Here is a 26181-nt window from a genome sequence, read left to right as displayed (position 1 = left end):
ATCGGCGTGCAACTGACCGTTAATCGCTGAACAACTAACCGTTATTCGGAAAATAATGGCTACCTTTGCACGCAGAACATGATGATGATTGAACAAATAAAAACATTATGACAAAGAAAGCTTTATTGATGATTCTCGACGGTTGGGGAATCGGAAAACATGGCGTGGGAGATGTGATCTACAACACGCCGACACCTTATTTGGATTATCTAAACGCTGTCTCGGCTCATGCAGAACTGCAAGCCTCGGGCGAAAACGTGGGACTTCCCGACGGACAAATGGGTAATTCGGAGGTAGGCCATCTCAATATTGGGGCCGGACGCGTGGTGTATCAGGATTTGGTGAAGATCAACCGCGCTTGCAAGATGGTTCGATTCGAGAAAACAAAGGCATCGTTGAGGCTTACACTTATGCCCGGGAGTCGGGCAAGAAACTCCATCTGATGGGGCTGACAAGCAACGGCGGCGTGCATTCTTCACTCGATCACCTCTTCAAACTCATCGAAATTGCCAAGGAATACGGGCTCAAACAGACCTACATACACTGTTTTATGGATGGCCGCGACACCGATCCGAAAAGCGGTGCTGGATTTATTCGCGAACTTACTGATCATTGCGCGAAAAACGATGCAGCTGTGGCGAGCATCGTGGGACGCTTCTATGCCATGGACAGAGACAAGCGTTGGAATCGCGTGAAAGAGGCTTACGACCTCTTGGTTATGGGGAAAGGCGCGCAGGCCGACGATATGGTGCAGGCTATGGAAGCCAGTTATGCCGAGGGAGTGACCGACGAATTTATCAAGCCTATCCACAATTCGACTGTCGATGGAACGATTTCGGAGGGCGATGTTGTGATCTTTATCAACTTCCGTAACGACCGTGCAAAAGAGCTTACACAAGTTCTCACTCAGCAGGATATGCCCGATGAAGGTATGCATACGATTAAGAATCTGCACTATTATTGCATGACGCCTTATGATGCAAGTTTTAAAGGCGTGGAGATTTTATTCCCGAAAGAAAACGTTGAAAACACACTCGGCGAATATCTCAGCGCTCAGGGCAAACGGCAATTGCACACGGCAGAAACCGAGAAATATGCGCATGTCACGTTCTTTTTTAATGGTGGACGCGAAACTCCGTTCGAAGGCGAAGATCGTATACTGGTTCCTTCGCCCAAAGTGGCCACTTATGACCTGCAACCGGAGATGAGTGCCTATGAAGTAAAGGATAAATTGGTGGGCGCTATCAATACACAGGAATACGATTTCATTGTCGTCAATTTTGCCAATGGCGACATGGTGGGTCACACTGGTGTGTATCATGCCATCGCCAAAGCTGTTCACGCCGTCGACAATTGTGTGCGTGAGGTTATCGAAGCTGCTAAAGCTAATGGTTATGAGGCGTTGATTATCGCCGATCACGGCAATGCCGACAATGCTATCAACGAAGATGGTACACCAAATACGGCACATTCGCTCAATCCGGTACCCGTGATTTATGTGACAGACAACAACAGTGCAACGATCCGTAACGGTCGTTTGGCCGACGTGGCACCATCTATTCTGCACATCATGGGACTCGAACAACCTGCTGAAATGACTGGAGAAAACTTGATTTCAGATCATTGAAAGATGATTACTTGCAGCTCATTAACTCGCTGATTTGTCTACTCATCACCTTGTTTACTTGATAAACAAATCAACGAAAACAATTACCGGGAGGATATTCAATTGCAGAATATCCTCCCGGTTTTTGTATTTCAGCCTTTATTTAGACGAAGATAGCGGCGCAAGATTGAAACTTCGGACGGCCTTCTCAATCTGTCGGTCGTTGCCATTGAGATAATCCTCGGGCGAGTTATATACTTCGATGTCAGGATTCAGCTGTGTATTTTCTCCCCATCTGCCGTGCATATCTTGGCAACCGACTTGTGGAATACCAAAGACCATTGTCGGATCGATGAGCGATTCCCACCAAACGGCGGTCATCGTACCTGCTATCGGAGCGCCGATCAGCTTGCCGATGCCCAACTCTTTGTATACGAACGGGAAGCCATGACCGTTGCTGTAATCGTCTTCACATATCAAAACACACGACGGTTTAACCCATTTGTTGAACGGATCGCGTCCGATATACTTGCCGTGTGCAATGAATTTCTGATACTCTTTGCCGCTGAGCAGCGTGCAAAGATCATCGTGCAGCCAGCCGCCTCCATTGTGACGCTCGTCTACAATGACAGCTTCACGATTACGATTCTTATCGCTCAGCAGTTCGTTATACACCGTTCTGAAGCTCTGACTGTTCATTGCCTTCACGTGAACATAGGCAATCCGCCCACCTGAAAGACTGTCTACAAGTTGGCGGTTGTGGTCAACCCACCGTTTGTAAAGCAGTTCTTGTTGTGCATATTTGCTGATAGCGCGTATCGTTACATTGAAACGCTTGTTCGTTTGAGGGTTGAACACGGAGAGACGAACGGGCTTTCCGACCTTGCCGTCAAGCATATAGTTGTAGTCGGAATCGCGAACGATCTTCTGTCCGTCGATTTTTTCGATGATACATCCGGCCTTCACACTCGTGTTTTGGAGTGCAAGCGGACTGCGTTTGATGACTTCTGCGATTTTGAGCCCGTCTCCGTTGTAGTCTTGATCATAGAAAACTCCGAGACAAGCCGTAGGTAAATTCGTTCCATAACCAAAGTAACGGGCGCCTGTATGAGATGCATTCAACTCGCCGAGCATCTCGCTCAGCATATCACGAAAGTCAAAATTGTTGTTGATATACGGCAAGAAGCGTTCGTAAGTCTTGCGATAGCCGTCCCAATCGACGCCATGTAGCTTAGGATCGTAGAACTTATCCTTCACTTGTTGCCATATATGGTCGAACATATAACGGCGTTCCGCATACGGACGATAGTTAAACCGAGCCTCGAAGTCGATGTTTTTAATGGCTTTTGAGCCGATTTCGATCTTTTTAATGCCTCGATAAGCACACAGATAAAGATTCTTAAATCCTTTGTCGGGCTGTAAAGCGCCGCCTCCGACACCTTTCAACACAATCTCGGTTTTATTCTCTTTCAAGTCGTGTTTCCACAAATCATAGTCTCCTTCGAATGCAGCCTGATAATATAAGGTGTCTCCTCCGGGGCTGAGAACGGCATCGCCGAGATGCGAAGAATTAACAGTGAGCCGCACGATACGGTCTCGACAGTTAGCAAAATCAAACCGGAGCAACTTCGATGTGTCGTCTTTCTCTGTTTTGTTTTTCTTCTTTCCTTTCTTATTCTTCTTCGTTTGGGCAACGGGTTTGTTGTCCTTTGCGATCTGATCGGCCAATTCCCGCTCTTCTTTCGACATCCGGAAACGGTCGTAAGCATCAAGATCGAAGAACATAATATATACATCTTCCTCGGTACCCCAGCTGCCGTGGCTGCGGTATCCGGCTCTATCGCTGCTGAAAATCATTGCTTTTCCGCCCAATGCCCACTTGCCATTGCCATCGCTGTAACCGCTCTGCGTAAGGTTGTGAATCTCTCCCGTGCCGGCCGCATTGACCAAAGCGATGTCACGGTTGTTCCAACCGCCGTTGCCGATATAGGCAGAAAGCAACCATTTACTATCCGGACTCCATTCGAACCAGATATCGCCGTCGCTGTAAGAATAGATATATTTGCCGTCCATTGCCGTGTGAACAGCCTTTGTTTTGACGTCGATCACGCGGAGATCACCGCGATCTTCAAAGAAGGCTACGCTCTTTCCATCGGGGCTGAACTGCGGCATCTGCGAGGTTTTAGCCGACTTTACCAACTGTTCTTCAATGATATCGGTGGCGTAAGTAAAGTTTTTCTCATTGCTGTTCTTGGGCTTTGCCATATAGATTTGCCACAAGCCGCCGCGCTCTGAAGCGTAAACAAGACTCTTGCCGTCGGGTGAAAAGTCGATGTCTCGCTCTTGTTCGGGCGTGTCGGTAATCTGTTTCGTCGTCTTATAGTCCACAGATGTTACATAAACATCGCCGTGAAGAACGAACGCAATTTCATTACCCGTGGGTGAAACTTTGATTTCCGAGGCACCGTAAGTCCAATTCTGCCGCTCGAGATCGAGGTCGCTGCGGTCGGCAACAACACTCACATTCACCCGCTGTGGCTGTCCGCCGTCACGCAAGGTATAGATTTCGCCATCGTATCCGAAGCAGAGTGTGCCGTTGTTCGACACCGTGAGAAAGCGCACCGGATTGCCTTTGAAGTGTGTGAGTTGCGTTGTTTCGGCTCCGTCGGCACTGCGTTTGTAGACATTGAACGTGCCGTCGGTCTCGCTGAGATAATAAAAGTGCGTGCCGTCTGGCGCCCAAACAGGGTTTCGGTCTTCGCCTTTGAAAGTGGTAAGCTGTGTATATCGGCCATTCTTTAACAACCAAATGTCGCGTGTTATCGGCGACTGGTGGTGTTTCCGATACGGATCCTCATAGCCTTTTTGGTCGTGATAGAGAATGTCTCCACGTTGGTTGATGCTGATATTGAGCATTGTCAGACCCGAAAAGAGCCTGGGACGACCGCCGTTAGTACCTACTTCATACACCTGCGGGAACGATCCGCCTGCGAAAATGATGGATTTCTGCGTGGGCATACCGTTTGCTGAGAACAGGATATGTGTGTTGTCGCGGAAGGTCTGCGGGTATTCGTCGCTGCTATCGGTAGTCAATCGTTTGGGCGCACCGCCGTTGCGGTTCATCAAGTAGATGTCCATACTGCCCTCACGATTCGATGCAAAGGCGATGTTTTGCCCATCGGGACTCCACACGGGATAAGCATCATAGGCCGCATTGGACGTCAGTTGGCGGGCATTCCCGCCTCCGACAGGAACGGTGTAGATGTCGCCCTTGTAAGAAAACGCGATGGTCGAGCCATCAGGAGAGATCGCACTATAACGCATCCACAGCGGATGTGTTTGCGCACTTGCTGACAATGAGAATGTCAAAGCAGCCAAGGTGAGTAGTTGTTTTATCATTTGAATTATGGGTTAAACTGTTTGCAAATATACGAAATATTTGTCAACACCGGTTGGTTTGTGGTTAGAAAAATCACCATTCCGCAAGATTTAATCGTCGTGAGATCATGAGACTGGTTTCAACTAACTGTTAATCGCAGTGCAACTCATGCTTAATCGCCGTGTCATTCACTGTTAGTTGTCGTCTAACTCACGCTTCGTGAAAACAGCACGCGCACTGCCAAATGAAACGTCCCTCTCCGTTTGAGAGAGGGATTGGAAATAAGGCGACTTTCGACCCACCATTTGTCGAAAGCAGGAGCAATAAAACTTGTGCTTATCAGACAGTTCTTTCCTCTTGGGAAAGAGGGAGATCGAGGGCCTCGTTCAATATCCGTTGTGCATTGTCTACACGCTCCTGCGTGGGCGGTTCGACGTCGCGGAGGGTATAAGGAATACCGAGTTCGTCCCATTTATACACTCCGAGGGCGTGGTAAGGGAGCACTTCGATACGCTCGATGTTGTGTAATGTTTTTAGGAAATCGCGCAGACGGTAAAGGAGTTTGTCGTCGTCGGTGACGCCGGGAACCAAGACGTGGCGGATCCAAATGGGCTTTCCGATGTCAGACAGATAGCGGGCACAGTCTAAAATGTTGCGATTGGTCCAGCCGGTAAGCTGCTTATGCCCTTCGTCGTCGATGTGTTTGATGTCTAAAAGTACAAGATCGGTGTACTTCATCAGCTCTTGAAATTTCCCGAAAAACGGTTCGCGACAGGTAAACGGGCGTGCAGCTGTGTCGAGACAAGTATTGACTCCCTGTGCTTTTGCCTTGCGGAAGAGGTCTGTAAGGAAATCGATCTGCAAGAGAGCTTCGCCTCCGCTCGCCGTGATTCCGCCTTTCCGGCCCCAATAAGAGCGATAATGGAGTGCCTGTTCGAGCACTTCGTCGGCCGTACGAAGGTCGTCTGACTGCGGATCCCACGTGTCTGGATTGTGGCAGTAGCGGCATCTCATCGCGCAACCTTTTAAAAATACGATGAAGCGAATGCCCGGACCGTCTACTGATCCGAATGTTTCGACGGAGTGGATGCGCCCGAAAGGAACTCTCTTCGACTGTTCGGGAGAAGGCAAAGAGGAATCAACCGGGTTTTCTTTTGAAGTTAAATCACTGTAAATCATAATGCTATTTGTTTTCGGAAAGAAAAAAGTCCTCCTGTAAGAGGAGGACTTCTAAACAATTACTAACTTTAAACTGTCCTCCGAAAAATAATGACGGAGAATGTGGCCTCTCGTCACCGAGAAGCTGGCTGAAAACAATCTTACATCCGTTGGTGAGCTTGACGTGCAATGACATCGAGTTGTTGTTCTTTCGTCAAGTCGATGAATTTCACGGCATAACCGCTTACCCGAATGGTGAAATTAGCGTATTCCTCCTTTTCAGGATGGTTCATCGCATCGATTAACTTGTCAACTCCGAAGACGTTCACGTTCAAATGATGTGCACCTCGGTCAAAATAGCCGTCCAATATGCCAACTAACGTGTCTACTTGTTCGGCTTCTGAGTGGCCGAGAGCAGACGGGCTGATGGTCTGAGTATTTGAAATGCCGTCGAGGGCGTATTCATACGGCAGCTTTGCAACAGAGTTAAGAGAAGCCAATAGGCCATTCTTTTCTGCCCCATAAGATGGATTTGCACCCGGTGCAAGCGGTGCTCCGGCGGGCCGTCCATCAGGCATCATACCCGTATATTTACCGTATACCACGTTGGAAGTTATCGTCAGGATACTCGTTGTGGGCTCAGAATTACGATAGGTGTGGTGCTTTCGGATCATCTTCATAAACGTTTTGAGCAACCAAACGGCAATTTCGTCGGCGCGATCGTCATCATTTCCATAACGCGGGAAGTCTCCTTCGGTCTTAAATTCGACAGGGAAACCGGTCTCATCACGCACGATCTGCACCTTTGCATACTTGATTGCGCAGATGGAATCAACCACATGGCTGAATCCGGCGATACCGGTTGCAAAGGTTCTACGCACATCCGTGTCAATGAGTGCAAGTTCGGCAGCCTCGTAGAAGTACTTATCGTGCATATAATGGATAAGGTTCAGCGTGTTGACATAGATGTCGGCGAGCCACTCCATCATATTTTTGAAACGTGGCATAAACTCTTCGTAGGTCACGATATCACCCTCGATAGGCCGTAAAGCAGGGCCGCACTGCTCGCGAGTACGGGCATCTACGCCACCACTGATGGCATAAGTGAGGCACTTTGCTAAGTTAGCGCGGGCTCCGAAGAACTGCATCTCCTTGCCGGTTTGCGTTGCGGACACGCAGCAACATATCGAATAATCGTCTCCCCACACCGGACGCATCACGTCATCATTCTCATATTGAATGGAACTCGTGGTGACAGAGATCTTCGAAGCATAGTGTTTGAAGCCTTCCGGAAGGCGAGAGCAATAGAGAACGGTAAGGTTCGGCTCAGGCGACGGCCCCATATTCTCAAGCGTATGGAGGAATCTGAAATCGTTTTTCGTTACCATCGAGCGGCCGTCTTGTCCCATTCCGGCCACTTCGAGAGTAGCCCATACGGGATCGCCAGAGAACAATTGATTGTAAGAAGGTATACGAGCGAACTTCACCATACGGAATTTCATCACGAGATGATCGATGAGTTCTTGTGCTTCCGACTCCGTTAGCGTGCCTTCTTCGAGGTCTCTCTGAATGTAAATATCAAGGAATGTAGACACGCGACCTACCGACATAGCGGCTCCGTTTTGTGTTTTGATGGCTGCAAGATAACCGAAATAGAGCCACTGTACAGCCTCTTTAGCATTCGATGCAGGCTCGGAGATGTCGTAACCGTAAATCTTTGCCATCTCTTTCATTTGCTGCAAAGAGCGGATTTGCATTGAAACCTCCTCACGAAGACGGATAATATCCTCGGTCATCACACCGCAACCGACGTGCGCCAAGTCGTCTTTCTTCTCCTCGATAAGGAAATCTACACCATAAAGAGCTACTCGACGATAGTCTCCTACGATGCGACCGCGACCGTAAGTATCAGGTAATCCCGTGAGGATATGATTGTGACGGACCAACTTCATTTCGTCCGTGTAAGCGTCAAAGACACCGTCATTATGGGTCTTATGATACTCACTGAAAATCTTGTGCAACTCTTTCGAAGGTTCATAACCATATGTTGTGCACGCCTGTTCGGCCATTTTGATGCCTCCGTAAGGCATAAACGCACGTTTCAGAGGCTTATCTGTCTGCAAGCCTACGACTTGTTCAAGCTCCTTAGTGCCCTCTCCGATATATGCTGCACCATAAGCCGTAAGACTCGAAACCACTTCCGTCTCCATATCGAGCACTCCACCCTTGGCACGTTCTTCCTTTTGGAGTCCTTTCAAGATAGTCCACAGTTTGTCGGTGGCTGCTGTCGGACCAGTAAGGAAGTCTTCGTTGCCATCGTAAGCAGTGTAGTTGTTCTGAATAAAGTCACGAACGTCTACCTCATCTGTCCATTTGGTTCCTTTAAAACCTCGCCATTGTTGTTTCATAGAAATCACTTTTGTTTAATGATTAAAAGTGCCTTACGGCACCCGTTGTCTGTATTGAATTTGAATTTCGGTGCAAAGGTACTACTGTTTTTTCGTTGTAACAATACCCATAAGTAATGATTTTGCAATCTCTACATTGCAAAACATAAAATAAGTAGAAGTGATTGAGGAGGCCAAAAGCGTGGTCTCGCGCATCGGAAGTTGATTCACTCACGATAAGTGAGTATGGACGCATCGGTTCGATGACTGTTCTCATAGCCGCTTGATCGATTGATAATCACTAAGTTTTCTGTCAGTTGATAACTGATGAGATCGTGCGCAAAGATAGACAATATATATGACACCAGCTATGAAATAATTGTTAAATCTTTTATTCACGCTAAAGTCTATTCTCGAAAACTATCGGGGAATCTCGTGCTCCTCACTCTTGGACAAGTGATGGGGATCAATGGGCATGTGAACGAACGGTTGGTTGCGCGCTGATTAAGGGTTAGTTACAATGCGATTAACCATTGGTTGCATGACGACTAACCGTTAATTGGAATTTGAAAATTAGCAACTCTCAATTGAACTGAAACGTAAAAAAATCCCCCGCACACTCGAAAGCAGTGCGGGGGATCATAAACGGTGTGGCCGTTGGGCTGCACTCGTTTATTGATAAACCTTCACTTCGCCGATGGCCATATATCCACCGGTATACGTTTTAAGTGGAATCACGCGAAGATAAAGAGCCGTTACAGGATTGTAAAAACGAATATGGAGCGGTGTCGGCTCATCGACTCCGGAGAGTGTGATGGTTCCTTGGTCGGTCCATGTGCTCCAATCGTCGCTCGTTTCAACTCGTGCCTGCGTCAGGAAATACTCTGAATAGCTCCCGTATGTCGTAGGATAAATGGTGATTCCGGCCACAGACACACCGCTTCCAAAGGTGAACACCAACTTGGGATTGCGTCGGAGATAGCTGGAGTAATAGTTTTCCATATCGCCGTCGACTAATTGTGACAGCGTGCGATTATACGCATCATAGAGTCCGAAAGACGAACCGGGAATCTCGGTGAGACCATCCATATTGCCGTTTGGTACGATATTGGTAGACCGTACGTCAGCATTGATCTGCACTTTATTATAATTTGTGCCCACAGCAACACCTTCGGCCGACTCGATCATCACTGCCGTAACGCCATTTTTGCCGCCGGCTGCCAATTGATCGATGCTTTTTCCTTTCTTGATCACCACCTTTACGGGAGCCGCAGACTGAATTTCGCCTTTGGCAATGGTAACGGTGGCGTTGAGAATGTCGATGGAACCGGCATCCATTACAACTGCTCCATCATTCTTGACAGCCGCAGACGGTGCTTCCTTGACAGTGACTCTCACGTCCTGTGTTACCGGTTTGTTCAGCTTTACATAAAAAACGGCGGTGTCGTTAGGCACGATTGGCCCTGCGGGTGTCTGGAAAACACGGAGCGAGAAGTTGTTGCCTTTGGGCGTATTGGTATTGATATATGCCTTAGCATCATAGTTTTCGGCCGGCGTGGGATAGAGTGTACTACCACTTCGGGCTCGCTCTGGCAGGCTGCCAACAGTAAGGGCAGCGCCAAGAGAGCGGGAGTTGTTTTCTTTATGATATGTTTTATCATTTTCATTTTCATCTAATGGTTGTTGATTGATTACTTGCCGTCGATGCGAACATCCTGAATCCATTCGGGAACAGATACCACTTTACCTGTGTTCCCGTGTCCGGTAGCGTCGTTAATGATATCGCCCTTGCCTTCGTTCATCTTCCAATAAGCCTCGAGTCCGGATGTTTTCGGAGCGCACGAATACATATTGTTGACGATTTCAGACTGTGTGCGAGCCTTGGTCCATAGCCGAAGTTCACTCACTTTGACATTAGCGCGGAGGTAATCGGTGTTACCGAAGTTGAGATTCTTAGCCAGATTGGTCACCTTTCCGGGCAGATCCATTGATGAGTCGAGCACACCGTTGACATAGAGAGAGAGCTTTTTGCCTTCGCAAACAAATGCGAGGTGATACCACTTGTTGGTTTCGAAAAGCATATTACTATTCATCTGCGTGCCCTGTGTCTTGATTTGGAGTCGGTTTCCTTCGATAGGCGCATCGCCGAAACGGGTGTAAATCTCACCGCTTTTACCTGCCGGAGCCCATCCTCCGAATAAAGCCTGGTTGTTAAGATGACCTATGCCGGTGCCCAGTTGGTCGATATTGACGCACATTTCGAGTGTCCACTCTGTGAGCGCCAGTTCTTCGCGCATGGTGAAATGAATGTTATGAGTGGAATTAATGACCGGAACGGGCTGGATAACAACCTGATCCAAGATATAGACAATGGTGCTTCCGGAAGGCAACACATTCTTGTGCCCATCCTTACTCATGACTTTTAAAGCCACGGCATACTTCGCTCCGCTTTCCTTCAAAGCTTTAGTCAGCGGATTGACAATGAGTTTCAACGCCGGTGAAGCAGACTGTCCGGGATCGATCGAAACCTCGCTTGCAGAGAGAGTAAACTGTTCTTCGGGCAACGCTTTATATGAAGTTTCGTTGCGTTGGTTATAAGCAGAGATAGCTGCTGTATCTGCCACGACCGTAAATGTGCATTTCTCGTCGGTCGGATCAGACAGACGCACGTTCAGATCTTGAGTCACCGCCTCTGTACCAAGCGTGATTTTGACAGACGTGTTACCGTCGGTCTGTGTCTGAGCAATATAGGCCTGATCGGTCAATACGGAATATTCGGCATTGTTGCACGATGAGAGTGCAAACGTTCCGACAGCCATACCGCACAGAATCCATGATGATATGTTGTGTTTCATTTTGCTTATTGTTTAGAGATTAATTAATGGACGGATTCATGATTTGTATGGCCCGACGCAGGAAAGGATAAGTAACAGTTGCTGACGAACCGTATTCATATTCCATATGATAACTTCCCACGCCTCCTTTTCGATAAGACTTGCCGTTGTATTCGGGACTCCAATAAGCGAAACCGAGCAGCGACGGCACCACAGTTCCATCCGGAGTGGTGAAGTTTACACCGCCGGAGCTGGCATAACGCTCGAAGTTTTCGCAGACGATCAGCTTCTTGGCTACCTGCTCGGGAGTAAGATATGCCTTGAAATGTTCGACTTGTCGGGCATAGCGTCCATTCAAACCGCTGTTAGAACTGCCGCCATACGCCTGCAAAATGAAGTAATCGAAATGCGAACCAAGTGAATCTAAGAATGCTTCGGGCTCTCCGTCGACCACCAACAAACGGCCGGTGCCCGACTTGGGACCGATTCGTTTCGAGAGCGTTTGCACAAACTTGGTCATTACCTTTTTGTTTTCCCAAAGCTCTCTATCGGTTGCAAAGGGTTGTGCATAGCTGGGTTCAGCATCGATATCGAAGCCATCGTAACCATATTTATCAATTGTATCACAGAGCGCATTGGCATATTTCTCTGTTGCTGCGAGCTGAGAAGCCTCGTCGTTTCCCCATCCCCAGAACTCATGTCGCCATTCCTTGAAAGACATTCCGGCAGCTCTCTTATCCTCAGGAATCTCTGGTGTGATCTGATCTCCTATGTCAAAAACCAGGCAACAGATAAGAGCTTGGTGCTTTTGGTCTGTTGTACGAAGCGAAGATCACGCAATTGAGCTTCCGATGGATTCTTCCAGTTACCCCAAAGAGACACGAAATCGGTGCTGTCGGGCAGTCCGGCAAGTGAGTTTTCAAGTACAACGCCGCTACCGGTCCAGTTTCCGAACCAGCCGAACGACATCTGGTGATCGCTCTTTTTGTATTCGCGAAGCTGCGCATAGTAGGCTTCGCTCTTGTTGGTTTTTGTTAAATCTGCCGGGTCTTTAATCTCTGTGTCGGTCCAATCGCTGCAAGACGATAGGGCCATTACGCCGCAGGCAGATAACAGAAACGTCTTCAATATATTCTTCATTGTGTATATTCGTTTTACGTTTTACAATTATTTCTTCTGCCACCACATTTTGGTTGCATAGTCATCGGCACCGCCCAAGAGTTCGACTGCTTTGACATAGTTGGCCGCATTGTTGATGGTCTCATCGTTATCGAATGGGATTCGGTTCGGCACTTTTATGGTATAGCTGCCCGTACTCTGTGCAACGGGGAAGACTTTTGGGTAACCTGTGCGGCGAATTTCATTCCATCCCTCTTGTCCTTCGGGGAAAAGCGCAATCCATTTCTGCGTAATCAGACGCTCGAGTTTCACCTCGTCGGATGCCGAATCATCCCATTTGATTGTGATAGAACTTACTGCCGACTGGTCTTGTCCATATCCTCCAGCTGCGTCTTGATAGTTTGCCTCGGTGGAAGTGGCATCTGCCAGGTAAGCATCTGCACCAGAAGCACCCCATTGGTCGAATGAAAGCTTTACGCCTTCTTCATACAATGACTGGACGGATCCACCCATTCCGCTCCATCCGATCAATGCACCCTCGGCGCGGCAGAAGGCCATTTCGGCTGCGGTCAACCACACACCGCGTGTGTTTTGCGTCACATTAGCGGCCGAATAAAGCTTATCCGCATTGGCTTTATTGCCTATTTTGGCGCCAGCTAAGCATCCAATGATAGCCCGCGAACCCGAAGTGACAGGTGCTTTGAAGTATTTTGTGATACGAGGATCCTTGAATCCTGTCATAAAACTCTCCAAATCAGCGCACGCCCGACTGTCACCCCACTCTATGGAAGTCTTATATTGTCCGTTGGGAATATACGTAATGGCGCAGTTATCAGCGTTTTCAGTAATCACACCAGCCTTAACAGCAGCCTCACCAACCTGCTTTGCCCATGTGGGATCAGCATAACGAGCACGGATAGCAATGCGGAGTTTCAGCGAATTGGCAAATTTGAGCCAGCTACTGAACTTTCCTCCGTACACTTTATCATACTCTTCACTTGATTTCAAGTCAGGATTTGCAGCCAATAAAGGTTGTAAAATCGTAGTGGCTGTATCAAGACAGGCAATCAAATGCTTGTAAACTTTCTCCTGAGAAGAATATGCATTGGGATCGCTTTCAGCCCCGATGGGTAGCGGTCCATACATATCTGTCAGACGAAGAAACTCTTGACTACGCAAGATCAATGCCCAAGCGTAGTTGATTCCAGAGCGATTGGTCAGGCGAGCAACTTCATTAAAGGCTGAGACTACTTTCGGCATCGCGTCTTTAAAAGGATAACGCACCCAGCCGTTAGGGGCATTGAAGCGTGCGAAATTCTTCTCGGCAAAACCGTTGTTGGCGTAAGTCATATAGCGACCCAGGTAATTTCCGATGAGATCTATATTCATTTGGTAAGCGTTTTCCTGCTCGGGGAACGCTTCGTTCTGCATCTGTATAACAAAAGATGCAGTGATATAGTTGTCTCGTTTGAGCTCTTCAGCCGACGCTTTGGTACCCGGTCGGTTGGCCGATTCAAAGCCGTCGGTGCACGAAGTCAATGCTCCGAAACCCGCAGCAATGATTGCACAAGAGGCGAAAGCTTTGCTTATATTGTTGTATTTCATATCAATCTTATCTATACATTATATATATGGTTGCTTAAAACTTCAACTTTACGTTGAAACCTAACGTGCGGAGACTCGGCTGCATAAAGTAGTCGAAACCCTGATAGTAGGTTCCTGTGGACGCTGTTGACTCGGGATCGAATGGTGCTTTGCAGTAAATCATGAACAGATTGTTGGCTGTCAAGCCCAACGAAAGCTCCATTCCGCCAAGCATTTTACGTGGGAATGTGTAACCGATATGTGCTTCTTGCAAGCGTGCATTGGTCGCACTGTAAATATATTCAGACCAAATCGGGTTGTCACCACCCACTACCGAGTAGTAACCTTCGGCTGAAACGACACCTGTGTTAACCCGAACACCGCCAGCATTACGGGCATCTGCCGAAGCCTTAGACACGCCATAAGCGTCGAGAAGAGCCTGTGTCTGAGAGAGAACGATACCTCCGAAACGGGCTGTAAAAACGAAACCAAGGTTGAAACCACGCCAACTGAAATCGTTGGAGAAGCCGATATTTCCTTTCGGTAATACCGAACCGCGATATTGCGGATTAGAGAGATTCTGCTGAATGACGTTACCCTTTGAATCGAGAGCGATATTTCCTTCTGCATCGCGCTTGAAATCAGTGCTCGTATAGATGTCACCCATTGTGCCACCCTTCTTCAAAATCACTTCTGCTCCGCTCAAACCGCCTTGCTTTACTACCTCGTTGGGATCGTCAAGAAGGTCTATAATCTTGTTGCGATTGGCACTGTAAGTCAGCGAACTGCTCCAATCAAATTCACCCCAAGACTTGTTATAACCGATAGTCAACTCAATACCACGGTTGCGCACATTACCCGTTTGAATGTACTCAGAGTTATATCCCTGAGCAGCCGTAATCGGACGGAGGAACGTTTGTTTGCGAGTGTTCGACTGATAGAGTGTCAGATCCAGCGTCAAAGCATTTTTAAAGAAGCGCGCAGTGATACCGGCTTCCCACGAATCGGTACGTTCGGGATAGAAAGTTTTAGGGAATTTGTAAGTCACTGTCTTGTAAGTACCCGATTTCGGGTCGTATTCGTAACGCCATTTAGATGTGATATTAGGTTTGATAGCCGAACCAACCGATGCCCACGAGCCGCGAACTTTCAAGTAATTGATGAACTCCGGTAATTGCGCCATCGATGAGATGACAGCCGAAGCACCCACAGAGGGATAGAAGAACGACTCGTGCGAAGTGCCGTCGAGTGCTGAATCCCAGTCATTACGACCTGTCAACGTGAGGAAAAGCATACTGCGCCAACCCAATTCGACGTTTGCAAAGAGCGAGTTAATATAGTGTTTGTTGTAATCATAGATAGGACGATTATCGTTAGTGGGCGTCCCATAGTCGATGGCATTAGGCGTGAAGACATTCGACGGAGCCTTCAAACCACCCTGAAAACCAGTTATATCATATTTGGTTCGTGAGAAAGAACCACCTAAGTTGGATGCAATAGAGAAAGTCTCGAACGACTTATTGATATTGAACATCAAATCGCCGTAGAGCGACTGGTCGTTGATTTTATCGTAACCATAGAATCCATACTTCGAGTGTGCAAACAAATAGATTGTTGAAGCATAGCGTTTATCTTCCTGTTTGGTAGCTGCATCGTCCCAACGCAGACGTCCGGTGATGTCCACCCAATCTGTAATCTTGTACTTAATACTACCACTTACCATATAGCGATTGCGCTGGTTGGTGCGGTTCATGCGCTTAGCCACCCAATAAGGGTTCTGCATTTTGAGCGCATCTCCATAGTTCCAGTTCTGCACATGGATGCCGCGTGCAGGATCGAAAATTTCGAATGTGCGGATGGCATCAAAGCTCTCGCCGCGTGGGAAGAGGTAAGTCGATGTCAGCGGGTTGAAATATTGGCCCTGCGCCATCAAGTTACGGTCATTTTCTTTGATGTAGTTGAAACTGAAATCGACAGTCATCCGATCTTTCAGCAACGATGTGGTGTTACGGAAAGTGAAGTTATAACGATCGTATTTGTTATTGGGAATGATTCCCGAAGCATTCGTCGTACCCACCGAAAGATAGGTTTGATTCTTGTCGGTACCCGTTGTCAAGGCTACGTTATTCTGTATGTTGGTACCCGTATTGAAGAAATTCTTTGGGTCATATTTGCCGTAAGCCGATGCCGTACGCGGTCCCCAAGACTTCACTTCACCCGGTCTGTTGATGTATTCATTCTGGAATTCGGGCATCTTGAATGGATTGGCGAACTGCGAACTGTGACTAATTGTTACGCTCACCTTACCCTCTTTTCCTTTCTTTGTCGTAATCATGATCACGCCCTGAGCTGCAGCCGAACCATAAAGAGCAGCTGCGGCCGGACCGCTTAACACGCTGATAGATTCGATGTCTTCCGGATTTAGGTCGGCAATACCCTCTGATCCCGGCTGGCTCGCATACATATTGCTCGACTTGTCACCCTGAGACGTGTTGCTGATAGGCACACCGTCGATGACATACAGTGCCTGGTTGCTCTGCGTAATAGATTTCGGGCCACGCATAACCACACGCGTTGCACCACCCATTCCGGCCGAAGAGGCATTGATGTTGACGCCGGCCACCTTACCGGAAAGTGAATTCATAAAGTTGGCACTCTTCACTGTGGTGAGCTTTCGCCACCAACCTTCTGCACATTGTAACTCAACGCCTTCTCTGAGCGCTTGATACCGAGGGCCGTTACCACCACTTCTTCGATCTGACGAGACTCGGGTTGCAGGACGATTGAGAGTTGTCCGTTGGCCGGAACAGTCACTTCCTGGGTCTTATACCCCAAATAACTCACCACGAGAACACTTCCCGCAGGAGCCGAAATGGTAAATTTTCCGTCGAGATCAGTCACTGTGCACCTTGCGCACCTTTCACTCTGACGGTCGCTCCGATGACAGTTTCACCGGTATTGTCCGTTACCACACCCGTAACTTTTACATTGCCGTCTGCCGGCAGCATACGCGTTCCACTCGCAATAGTGCGAGGACCGTTCGCCGCCAGTGCCAAAACATATCTTACCGAGGTGCTGCCACCGATGTGGGCAGAACTCTTGGCCGATGCATTGATGCACAGGCAAGGCAAAAGAACGGCTAATGTTAGGATCTTTTCCTTCTTCATAAATGATGTTAGTGAATGTAATGTAATGTTGTTTAAGATATCTCTTTCGTTTGCAAACCATACTGATTTCACAGTCGACAAATCGGTTGTCGGCATGCTTTATTTACAAAACACGGTTCCGGTGTTTGCCAAATGTGATTCAGTTAGGCAGGATGTTGATTCAATTTTAATGCTTTCAGCCTTACTCTTATAAGTATATAAGGTGCGCATTTATTGTTGTTATTCGGTTTCGTTCCAGCTCTCTTTTTAGTAATTGCGGTGCAAAAGTACAACAAAAATATTAATTGTACAAATTGTTTTTCAATTATTTACATTTCGGTTGTCTGCTTATCTCAATCTTATCTCCTTATTATTTATTTCTCATCCCCATCTATCCTCTACCTAACTAACGCTTAATCACCTTACAACTAACTGTTCATTGCACGATAACTAACCGTTCTTTGCAATGTGAAAAACCGTTAGTTAGAAACGCGCTCACCTCTCCTCTTTTTTCACCAAACAAAAAGAGCGGCATCACTCAATGACGAGTCAGCCGCTCTTTCCAAATCGATTGTTCGCTATATTGTTATCTTTCGCACGTTTCCGAATGCTTGGTCAGGAATGAAGTGATCATCCAAACGAGTTTCTCTTGACCTGTGAGGAAGTCATCCATCAATGCAGTCGTCACCTCGTCGTCGGCTTCTCCGGCCAGTTCCACCACCTTACGCTCCTCTGCGATAAGCACTTTCAAAGCCTCGAGAACCTTTTCCAACCCGGCATGTCCGGTCGGAACAAAACCGTCTTCTTGCAAAGTTGCCACGCGGAGATAGGCACTGAAGCGATTCTCAGGCGTGCTTCCCAACTGCAACAGACGCTCGGCGATCACGTCAACTTTAGCTGCTGCGTCGTTGTAAAGCTCCTCATATTTGGCGTGAAGTGTGAAGAAACCTCTACCTTTCACATTCCAATGCAAGCCGCGAAGGTTCATGTAATACACCTGGAAGTCTGCAAGCAGCTGACTCAGAGCGCTCACCACACCACCAACTTTCTTCTCATCTAATCCTAAAACATCTAATGTCTTCATTGCTTTAATTCCTTTCTATTGTTTATTGATTCGTTTTTGATCTCTGGTGCAAAGATAGTTCCCTTTTTCATTCCGCACAACAGATAATGACAATAGTCATATAGATAATATCTATAAACTGTCAATGAATACCCTGTTTATCGTGTGTCGTGAAGTATTGAGAAATCTTTTGGCTCGTGAAAAAATATCGAACGGGACAGTTCGAAAACTTAATGGCTGTTCGGTTGTTTGTTAGCCGATCGCGCCATATCGAAGAGTGCCTGCGGGATATGGCAATATCCGCTCGGGTTTTTCGTCAAATAATCCTGGTGATAGTCCTCGGCTGCATAGAAATTTTTCAACGGAAGAACCTCGACAGCAAGTTTTTTGTGATGCAATGCCGCCTGTTTAGCCATTTCGGCAAGTATCAGCGAGCGGTCAGCCGGATCTTTATAATAAATTCCTGTGCGGTATTGTGTACCGTGATCATTGCCTTGCTGGTTGACACTTGTGGGATCGATGGTCTGGAAATAAAGCTGCACAAGCAGCGAAAGCGGCAACTGTCGTGGATCATAAGTCACATGGACAGCCTCTGCAAAACCTGTCTTATCGGTGCAAACCTGCTCGTATGAGGGGGCTGTTCCATGTCCGTTGGCATATCCCACTTCTGTTTCGAGCACACCATCAATCTGTTTTAGAAAGTGTTCCGTACCCCAGAAGCATCCTCCTGCTAAATAAATCTCTGCCTTTGCTGTCATTTTTTGATTCTCCTTTTGTTTGTTTTGGCTGTTGCTGACACAACTTATACACATCAGAACAACGCCTAAAAATATTGGTTTATACATCTATGCGCCTATGATTCTATCTTTTTTTGTGAGCTACAAAACTACATAAAAATCCCTCGTCGACAGTCAATCTGCTTCTTAATAATTAAAAATATGATGTTTACAATACTTAATGGACAGCAAAGATCATTCTTCTTTCATCATCCATCCTGCACCCCTCACTCCTCATTTAAGAAATAAGCAAATCTCACTTCTTAATGATCAAGTCCTCATCTATTGATTACTCCACTTCTGATTAACGGTTAATCTTCGTGCAATTAACGCTTAGTGGTGCGACGTTTAGGCGTTAGTTGCACGATGACTAACGGTTAGTTGAAAGCAGAGAGAATGAGAGTGGGGTGGCATGGGGCATCAAATGCTGCATGTAAAACAGATTTCGAACCATTTGGCAATCATAAATTATGGGGCACAATGACCGAATTTCAATTATTTTTTATAGCTTTGCACCAATAAGAATCTATCGGATGATCGGCGAACAACTGCTGCATTATTGCTGGAAACATCGACTCTTTCCGCTGAAAGAGTTGAATACGGCTGATGGAAAGCCCCTCGAAATTCTCGATGTGGGCCTTTATAACACGGATGCCGGGCCTGATTTTTTCAATGCCAAAGTGAAAATTGACGGCACGTTATGGGTGGGGAATGTTGAGATTCACCGTCGGTCGGCCGACTGGTATGTGCATCGACACGAACAAGATGCACGTTATGACAACGTGATCCTGCATGTTGCGGCCGTCGTTGACACCGAAGTCCGAACCCGAAGCGGGCAAATCATTCCGCAAATGCAATTGGATGTGCCCGCAGAAATGGCGCAGCGTTATGACGAATTGATCTCGACAGATGCTTATCCACCGTGCTATGAAATCATTCCGAGTCTCTCGCAACTCATGGTGCACAGTTGGTTGAGTGCGTTGCAGATTGAACGATTGGAGCAGAAGACGCAAGACATCGGTCAGCGTGTGGCTCGTTGCAACGGTTCTTGGGCTGATGCTTACTTCCAAACACTGGCGCGTAATTGCGGGTTTGGTGTCAATGGCGATGCTTTTGAGGAATGGGCGCAATGCGTTCCGCTTCATCTCGCCGCGCATCACAGAGACAATCCCTTTCAGATTGAGGCGCTGTTTATGGGTCAAGCAGGCTTGCTTGATCCGAATTCCATTCCCGAACGCAACCGGGAAGCGGCTTTGAAAGATGCTTACTTCAACCGACTGCGCACCGAATATCAATACCTTGCGCATAAGTTTGGGCTTCAACCGATGGCCGCCGAACGGTGGAAGTTTCTGCGATTGAGACCACAGAACTTTCCGTATATCCGTATCGCACAACTTGCTCGATTGTATTGCTCGTGCCGGGCAGGACTGAGCGAGATGTTGGAATGCACTGTGCCGGAACAGGCAGAGACATTGTTAGACACGGCTGTTACGCCTATTGGGAGACACATTACGGTTTCGGACCGGCCGGCGAACGGCGAGAAAAACGCTTATCGCAGGCTTCACGCCGGTTGCTTATCATCAATACGGTGGTGCCGATGTTGTTTGCCTATGGACAATATAAATCGATTGATGCGTTGTGCGACCGCGCTTTTGCCTTTTTAGAAAGGCTTTCGGCCGAGGATAATCACATCGTGCGGATGTGGCGCAACTGCGGATTGACGATCGAAACGGCTGCCGACAGTCAAGCACTGATTCAACTCAAGCGTGCGTATTGCGACCGAAAAGATTGTCTCAGGTGCCGAATCGGGTTTGAATACCTGTGTAGGAAAAGTGAAAAAGTGAAAGGATGGAAAGGTGAAAAAGATTGGGCGGACAAATAAAATGCCACAAATGGGAAGATGATCTGTAACTCGCTGAGAATTGATGATATGCTGTTCGCTTTGCGAAAGATGCCTTTTCGGGTCGTAATCAGATGCTTTTTGCACGATGATTAACCGTTTATCGCAAGGTAAAAAGGCATTAATCGAAATGGACTTTATAGATGATTGATCAGCAGTATGTTTCAAACCGAAATTCAACAATAGACTCATAAACTCACCAATTGATAACACTCATCAATAGAACAATGAACTATATCTTTGAAACGACAATGGAAGTGCGCGACTATGAGTGCGACATCCAAGGCATAGTAAACAACGCCAACTATCTGCATTACATCGAACACACCCGCCATTTGTTTTTACAGAAAACGGGATTGAGTTTCGCCGATCTTCACAAACGGGGTACAGATGCCGTTGTGGCACGTATGAACCTGCAATTCAAAACGCCTTTGCGTTGCGACGATCACTTCATTTCTCGACTCGGTTTACACAAAGAGGGTCTGCGATATGTTTTTCATCAAGACATCTTTCGTGCTTCGGATAATCGCCTTTGCTTTCGAGCCACGGCAGAATTGGTGTGTATCATCAACGGCCGTTTAGGTAACAGCGAAGAGATCGATGCTGCTTTCGCTTCTTATTTAACTGAGAATTGAGCATGGAGAATGGAGAGTTTGAAGGTTGACAATTGCTTATTCAACGATTCACTTTCATCCAATCATCGTTCGTTTTTCCTTGGGAAAGAACGAGAAAAGCTATTTATTAAATCCCGATAACAATGGATTCACAGGAGATTCTCAACACGATTGCGCTGACGCGAATCAATTATTTCAACCTTGTTGGGCTGTTGGAGCTCTATCGTCGATGTGGTTCGGCTACGGCAGTTATCGAACATCGTCGTGAAATTCGCGACATCCTGCCTGACGCTTCACCGCGACTGACAGAGGCTTTCCGTGATATTAGCGAACCCATGCGTCGTGCCGAAGCTGAATATCGGTATGACATTGACCATGGAATAGCGCCGCTCTGCATGACCGATGAGCGTTATCCGCAGCGTCTCCGAGAGTGTGCCGATGCGCCGTTGGTGCTGTTTTACAAGGGAACTGCTGACCTCAACCAAGCCCATATCATCAATATCGTGGGTACAAGACACTGCACTCGGTATGGACAGGACCTTATTCGCCGGTTCGTTTCAGAGCTTCGGCAATGCTGTCCGCACGTTCTCATCGTCAGCGGATTGGCTTACGGCATTGATATCTGTGCCCATCGCAATGCGCTGCAATGCGGATTCGAGACGGTGGCTGTGCTTGCCCACGGCCTGGATTACCTTTATCCGCCGCGCCACAAGCCCACGGCTGATGCCATGTTACAGCAAGGCGGACTGCTGACGGAGTTTCTTACGGGAACGAATGCAGATAAAGTGAATTTCGTCAGGCGTAATCGTATTGTCGCCGGACTGTCGGATGCGTGTCTGTTGGTGGAGAGTGCGGCCCACGGCGGCGGTTTAATTACGGCCCGATTGGCTCGCGATTACAATCGGGATGTGTTTGCTTTCCCCGGCAGTGTGGGCTTACCGTATAGCGAAGGGTGCAATAATCTGATTCGAGACAATGCTGCCGGGCTTATTACCGGGGCTTCCGACTTTGTGAAAGCGATGGGGTGGGAGGACGAACGACAGCTTCGCACGGCTCAACAACAGGGTATTGCGCGCCAACTCTTTCCCGACTTGACGGCCGATGAGCAGTTGGTCGTTACGCAGTTGCAGCGCACCAATGATCTGCAAATCAACATTCTTACTGTCCGTTCGGGACTGCCCGTAAGTCGACTCACAGCTCTGCTGTTCTCGCTTGAAATGAAAGGCGTGGTCAAAACGTTAGCAGGCGGCGTCTATCACCTACTCGTTTAATTTTCAATAACATACAGAGAGTTTACTCATTTACATCATTTCGGCTTCTGAGTAACGCTTACTTATAAGTCAAAAAAGCATAAATTAAGAGGCAACTAAGCATAAAACGAAGAATGTTCGCTACCTTTGCGGAGTTCAAACATCGATGTTGTCTGTTATGGCTTGGGGACAACGAATGGGTGAACAAGTAGTAACAGATAATAGAAAGATTTGAAAACATTTGAAGAATTGGGCGTAAACGAAGAGATTCGGCGCGCTATCGCAGAGCTCGGATTTGAAAATCCGATGCCTGTTCAAGAAGAAGTGATTCCTTATTTGCTGGGAAATGGAAATGATGTAATAGCTCTCGCACAGACGGGTACGGGTAAAACGGCCGCCTATGGCATACCGGTGTTGCAGAAGATTGATGCTTCTCGTAAGGAGACACAGGCCTTGATTCTGAGTCCGACGCGTGAGTTGTGCCTCCAAATAACTGACGATCTCAACGATTTTGCTAAGTATATAGGCGGCCTGCACGTAGCTGCCGTCTATGGAGGAGCGTCTATCGAGACGCAGATTCGCACCTTGCGCCACGGCGTTCAGGTGATTGTGGCTACGCCGGGACGGCTCATCGACTTGATGAAACGCGGCGTAGCAAAGTTAGATTCGGTGAACAACGTGGTGTTGGATGAGGCCGATGAGATGCTCAATATGGGTTTTTCGGACAGTATCAACGAGATTTTCGAGGGGCTTCCGGCTGCTCGCAACACCCTGCTTTTCTCTGCAACGATGAGTCGGGAGATAGAAAAGATTGCCAAAAGTTACCTCAATGATTATCAGGAAATCGTCGTAGGAAGTCGTAACGAGGGTGCAGAGAAGGTCAATCACATATACTATCTCGTGAATGCAAGGGATAAATACCTGGCTCTGAAACGTATTGTCGACTATTATCCGCGTATCTTTGCCATCATCTTTTGCCGCACAAAGGTGGAGACCCAAGAGATTGCTGACAAGCTGATAAGGGATGGTTACAATGCCGAAGCATTGCACGGAGACCTCAGTCAGCAGCAACGCGACCTCACGATGCAGAAGTTTCGGAAGCATCTCACGCAGTTTCTCGTGGCAACCGATGTGGCAGCGCGAGGCCTAGACGTTGAAGACTTGACGCACGTTATCAACTATGGTCTGCCCGATGACATCGAAAGTTATACCCATCGTAGCGGACGCACAGGCCGAGCAGGTAAAAAAGGTACCTCGATTTCTATTATTCACACGCGTGAAAAGTCGAAAGTCAGGGCTATTGAGAAGACAATCGGCAAGGAATTTGTCGACGGAACGTTGCCCACGGCACAGGAAATCTGCACCAAACAGCTGTATAAGGTGATGGACGAAATACTCAAAGTGGATGTGAATGAAGATGAAATAGCTCCGTTTATGGCTGAGATTACGCGACATTTTGAGTATGTAGACAAAGAGGATATCATCAAAAAGATTGTCAGTATGACGTTCGGCCGCTTCTTGGAGTATTATGCCAACGCGCCCGAAATTGAGAAACCGACCGGTAGGCGGGGTGAAAATACACGCGACAGAGGTGCTCGCGGCGAGCGGAAAAGCCGTGGAGAGCGAGGTGCTCGGCGCTCACATATGCCAGAAGCGGGCTTCCGTAGGCTTTTTATCAACCTCGGAAAGAACGACGGTTTTTATCCCGGCGAGGTGATGCAGTTTGTCAATAAGAATGTGAAAGGGCGTCAGGAGATCGGCCAAATCGATCTTTTGAGCAAGATTTCTTATATTGAAGTGCCCGAGAACGATGCCGATCGGGTGATGGATGCACTCAACGGAGCCCGTTATAAGGGGCGGGAAGTGCGCTGTAATGATGCCGATGAGGGCGGAAAAGGTCGTGAGTCGCGCCCGAGTAGAAGTGAACGGCGGACTAAGAAACACGGATCCGAGAGCGAACGTAAGTCGCGCAAAGGCGCGAAGAAAGCTGCTGCCACCCAGGAAACAGGTGATTGGCGCCAATTCTTTGTACATAACGACGTGAAATTAAAGGGTGAGGAGCCTGACTTTTCAGAAGAAGGATGGGCTCGGCGACGGCCTAAAACGAAATAATTGATATGTCTCTTGTAGCAATTCAATATTTACAAGTTTATAAACTAACAACAAAACAATGAAAAAATTATTATTAGGTGTTGTCCTGTTAGCCGTTGCGCAGACAGGGATTGCAGCCGACGGAAAGCTGCATATCAAAGGAAAGATGACGGGATTAGGTGATTCTGTCGTGGTGGGAGTAATAGACTATGTTGCTCAGAATTATGTATATAGAGACACGGTGCCCGTGAAAGGTTGCGAGTTCGATTTCTATGTGCCTCTCAAAAAGGTGGCGCCCGTGCAGTGTATTGGTCTTTCGGCCTTGCGCGAAAACCGTCAGGCAGGCTTCACTGTAGTCGGAGTGCCGGGCGAGGAAGTTGTTGTCAGCGGAGAAGCAACTGATCGTTATGACATCAACGGCTCTCGTTTCTATCAGCAATATCACGAAGCCGACGTGTTGGTAGAGCCTGTTTTGAAAGAGATCAACGAACTGATGACCGAGTGCCGGGCCCGAATGAAAAAAGGAGTAAGCGTGATTCTGTTGCCGCTTACTATGACAGCAAAGCGCCGGGACTGCAAACCAAGTTGGAGCAGACTATTTTCGGTTTTGCCAAAGCACACCCGACGTATGAGGCTTCGGCCGCTCTGGTCTCTCATTTAGAGGGCGAACAGATGCAGAAATTGGTTGAACTGTTGGCTCCCGAGGTGCGAGATGGTCGGATGAAAGACTATTATTCTGTCTTTATCGACAGCTATTTAGCACAGAAAGAATCGAAAGAGCGTGCCCAAAAGGTGCAGGCTGCCGGTACGGAAGCACCCGACTTTACACTCAATGACATTGCAGGCAAGCCGCTGAAACTGTCGAGTCTGCGTGGGAAGTACGTCGTTCTCGATTTCTGGGGGTCGTGGTGCGGTTGGTGTATCAAGGGCTTTCCGAAGATGAAAGAGTATTATGCCAAGTACAAAGGCAAGTTCCAAATCTTGGGAATAGACTGCAACGATTCCCAAGAACGATGGAAAGACGCAGTGAAGAAGCACCAATTGCCGTGGCTTCACGTATATAACGGTAAGGCAGAAGCCGATGCCGTCAAGCTCTATGCTATCCAGGGGTACCCCACAAAGATTATTGTCGACCCGCAAGGAAAGGTTGCCAAGACTTTCGTTGGTGAAGACCCCGCATTCTATACGTATCTCGATGGCCTGTTCAAGAAATAAAATGGATGGGTGAGAATGTACAAGTAATTTGGTAGATACATCGAATCGCGGCTTATCGG

12 protein-coding genes and 5 pseudogenes are annotated in these 26181 nt (G+C 47.7%); 7 read left to right on the top strand and 10 right to left on the bottom strand.

The window, feature by feature from the left end:
- The first annotated feature begins 107 nt into the window (after positions 1-107).
- Positions 108-1627 (top strand): annotated as a pseudogene (gpmI, locus tag JCM12259_RS13210) (2,3-bisphosphoglycerate-independent phosphoglycerate mutase).
- A gap of 138 nt (positions 1628-1765) precedes the next feature.
- Here gpmI and JCM12259_RS01700 read toward each other — a convergent pair.
- The 10 genes and pseudogenes from JCM12259_RS01700 to msrA all read right to left on the bottom strand — a co-directional run.
- Positions 1766-5005: a S41 family peptidase gene (locus JCM12259_RS01700; protein ID WP_051559053.1), complete on the bottom strand. Its 3240-nt coding sequence runs from the start codon at positions 5003-5005 to the stop codon at positions 1766-1768.
- Between the two features lie 319 nt (positions 5006-5324).
- Positions 5325-6164 (bottom strand): pyruvate formate-lyase-activating protein, encoded by an 840-nt coding sequence (pflA, locus tag JCM12259_RS01695; protein ID WP_025065185.1) that lies wholly within the window; start codon positions 6162-6164, stop codon positions 5325-5327.
- 140 nt (positions 6165-6304) lie between these two features.
- Positions 6305-8551: a formate C-acetyltransferase gene (gene pflB / locus JCM12259_RS01690; protein WP_025065184.1), complete on the bottom strand. Its 2247-nt coding sequence runs from the start codon at positions 8549-8551 to the stop codon at positions 6305-6307.
- 651 nt (positions 8552-9202) lie between these two features.
- On the bottom strand, positions 9203-10255 hold the full coding sequence (locus JCM12259_RS01680) for a discoidin domain-containing protein (protein ID WP_025065183.1): 1053 nt from the start codon (positions 10253-10255) through the stop codon (positions 9203-9205).
- Positions 10222-11385, bottom strand: a complete 1164-nt coding sequence (locus JCM12259_RS01675) for a DUF1735 and LamG domain-containing protein (RefSeq protein ID WP_025065182.1) — start codon at positions 11383-11385, stop codon at positions 10222-10224. The genes JCM12259_RS01680 and JCM12259_RS01675 overlap by 34 nt, the downstream gene beginning before the upstream one ends.
- Before the next feature lie 19 nt (positions 11386-11404).
- Positions 11405-12504, bottom strand: a pseudogene (locus JCM12259_RS13205) (glycoside hydrolase family 18).
- Positions 12505-12531: 27 nt separating this feature from the next.
- On the bottom strand, positions 12532-14088 hold the full coding sequence (locus tag JCM12259_RS01665; protein WP_025065181.1) for a RagB/SusD family nutrient uptake outer membrane protein: 1557 nt from the start codon (positions 14086-14088) through the stop codon (positions 12532-12534).
- Between the two features lie 34 nt (positions 14089-14122).
- Positions 14123-17075, bottom strand: a pseudogene (locus JCM12259_RS13200) (SusC/RagA family TonB-linked outer membrane protein).
- Between the two features lie 724 nt (positions 17076-17799).
- The gene (locus JCM12259_RS01655) at positions 17800-18297 is read right to left on the bottom strand and encodes a Dps family protein (protein ID WP_025065180.1); all 498 of its coding nucleotides are present in this window, start codon (positions 18295-18297) and stop codon (positions 17800-17802) included.
- 227 nt (positions 18298-18524) lie between these two features.
- Positions 18525-19088 (bottom strand): annotated as a pseudogene (msrA, locus tag JCM12259_RS13195) (peptide-methionine (S)-S-oxide reductase MsrA); the annotation flags it as partial.
- A 497-nt stretch (positions 19089-19585) separates the two neighbouring features.
- Between msrA and JCM12259_RS13190 the strand changes: the two are divergent.
- From JCM12259_RS13190 to JCM12259_RS17020, 6 genes and pseudogenes are all read left to right on the top strand, one after another.
- Positions 19586-20934: pseudogene (locus tag JCM12259_RS13190) on the top strand (DUF2851 family protein).
- A 245-nt stretch (positions 20935-21179) separates the two neighbouring features.
- Positions 21180-21587, top strand: coding sequence for an acyl-CoA thioesterase (locus tag JCM12259_RS01640; RefSeq protein WP_025065179.1), 408 nt, complete (start codon positions 21180-21182; stop codon positions 21585-21587).
- Between the two features lie 122 nt (positions 21588-21709).
- The gene (gene dprA / locus JCM12259_RS01635; protein WP_025065178.1) at positions 21710-22837 is read left to right on the top strand and encodes a DNA-processing protein DprA; all 1128 of its coding nucleotides are present in this window, start codon (positions 21710-21712) and stop codon (positions 22835-22837) included.
- 210 nt (positions 22838-23047) lie between these two features.
- Complete coding sequence (locus JCM12259_RS01630; RefSeq protein ID WP_025065177.1) at positions 23048-24928, top strand: DEAD/DEAH box helicase; 1881 nt, start codon at positions 23048-23050, stop codon at positions 24926-24928.
- Positions 24929-24986: 58 nt separating this feature from the next.
- Complete coding sequence (locus tag JCM12259_RS17025; RefSeq protein ID WP_234396509.1) at positions 24987-25568, top strand: hypothetical protein; 582 nt, start codon at positions 24987-24989, stop codon at positions 25566-25568.
- Positions 25493-26122, top strand: a complete 630-nt coding sequence (locus tag JCM12259_RS17020; RefSeq protein WP_234396508.1) for a TlpA family protein disulfide reductase — start codon at positions 25493-25495, stop codon at positions 26120-26122. Before JCM12259_RS17025 ends, JCM12259_RS17020 begins: the two co-directional genes overlap by 76 nt.
- Positions 26123-26181: the final 59 nt, after the last annotated feature.

This window comes from Hoylesella enoeca JCM 12259 (genome assembly GCF_000613405.1).
In the GTDB taxonomy this organism is placed as follows: Bacteria; Bacteroidota; Bacteroidia; order Bacteroidales; family Bacteroidaceae; genus Prevotella; species Prevotella enoeca.
Note: the sequence above shows the minus strand (reverse complement) of the source record. Positions and strands in the feature narration are given on the sequence as shown.

Excerpts from the sequence above, each read along its gene's own strand:
- pflA (WP_025065185.1), bottom strand. The coding sequence starts at position 6,164 with ATGATTTACAGTGATTTAACTTCAAAAGAAAACCCGGTTGATTCCTCT.
- JCM12259_RS01665 (WP_025065181.1), bottom strand. The coding sequence starts at position 14,088 with ATGAAATACAACAATATAAGCAAAGCTTTCGCCTCTTGTGCAATCATT.
- JCM12259_RS01675 (WP_025065182.1), bottom strand. The coding sequence starts at position 11,385 with ATGAAACACAACATATCATCATGGATTCTGTGCGGTATGGCTGTCGGA.
- JCM12259_RS01655 (WP_025065180.1), bottom strand. The coding sequence starts at position 18,297 with ATGAAGACATTAGATGTTTTAGGATTAGATGAGAAGAAAGTTGGTGGT.
- dprA (WP_025065178.1), top strand. The coding sequence starts at position 21,710 with ATGGATTCACAGGAGATTCTCAACACGATTGCGCTGACGCGAATCAAT.
- JCM12259_RS17025 (WP_234396509.1), top strand. The coding sequence starts at position 24,987 with ATGAAAAAATTATTATTAGGTGTTGTCCTGTTAGCCGTTGCGCAGACA.
- pflB (WP_025065184.1), bottom strand. The coding sequence starts at position 8,551 with ATGAAACAACAATGGCGAGGTTTTAAAGGAACCAAATGGACAGATGAG.
- JCM12259_RS01680 (WP_025065183.1), bottom strand. The coding sequence starts at position 10,255 with ATGGATTCAGGATGTTCGCATCGACGGCAAGTAATCAATCAACAACCA.
- JCM12259_RS01640 (WP_025065179.1), top strand. The coding sequence starts at position 21,180 with ATGAACTATATCTTTGAAACGACAATGGAAGTGCGCGACTATGAGTGC.
- JCM12259_RS01700 (WP_051559053.1), bottom strand. The coding sequence starts at position 5,005 with ATGATAAAACAACTACTCACCTTGGCTGCTTTGACATTCTCATTGTCA.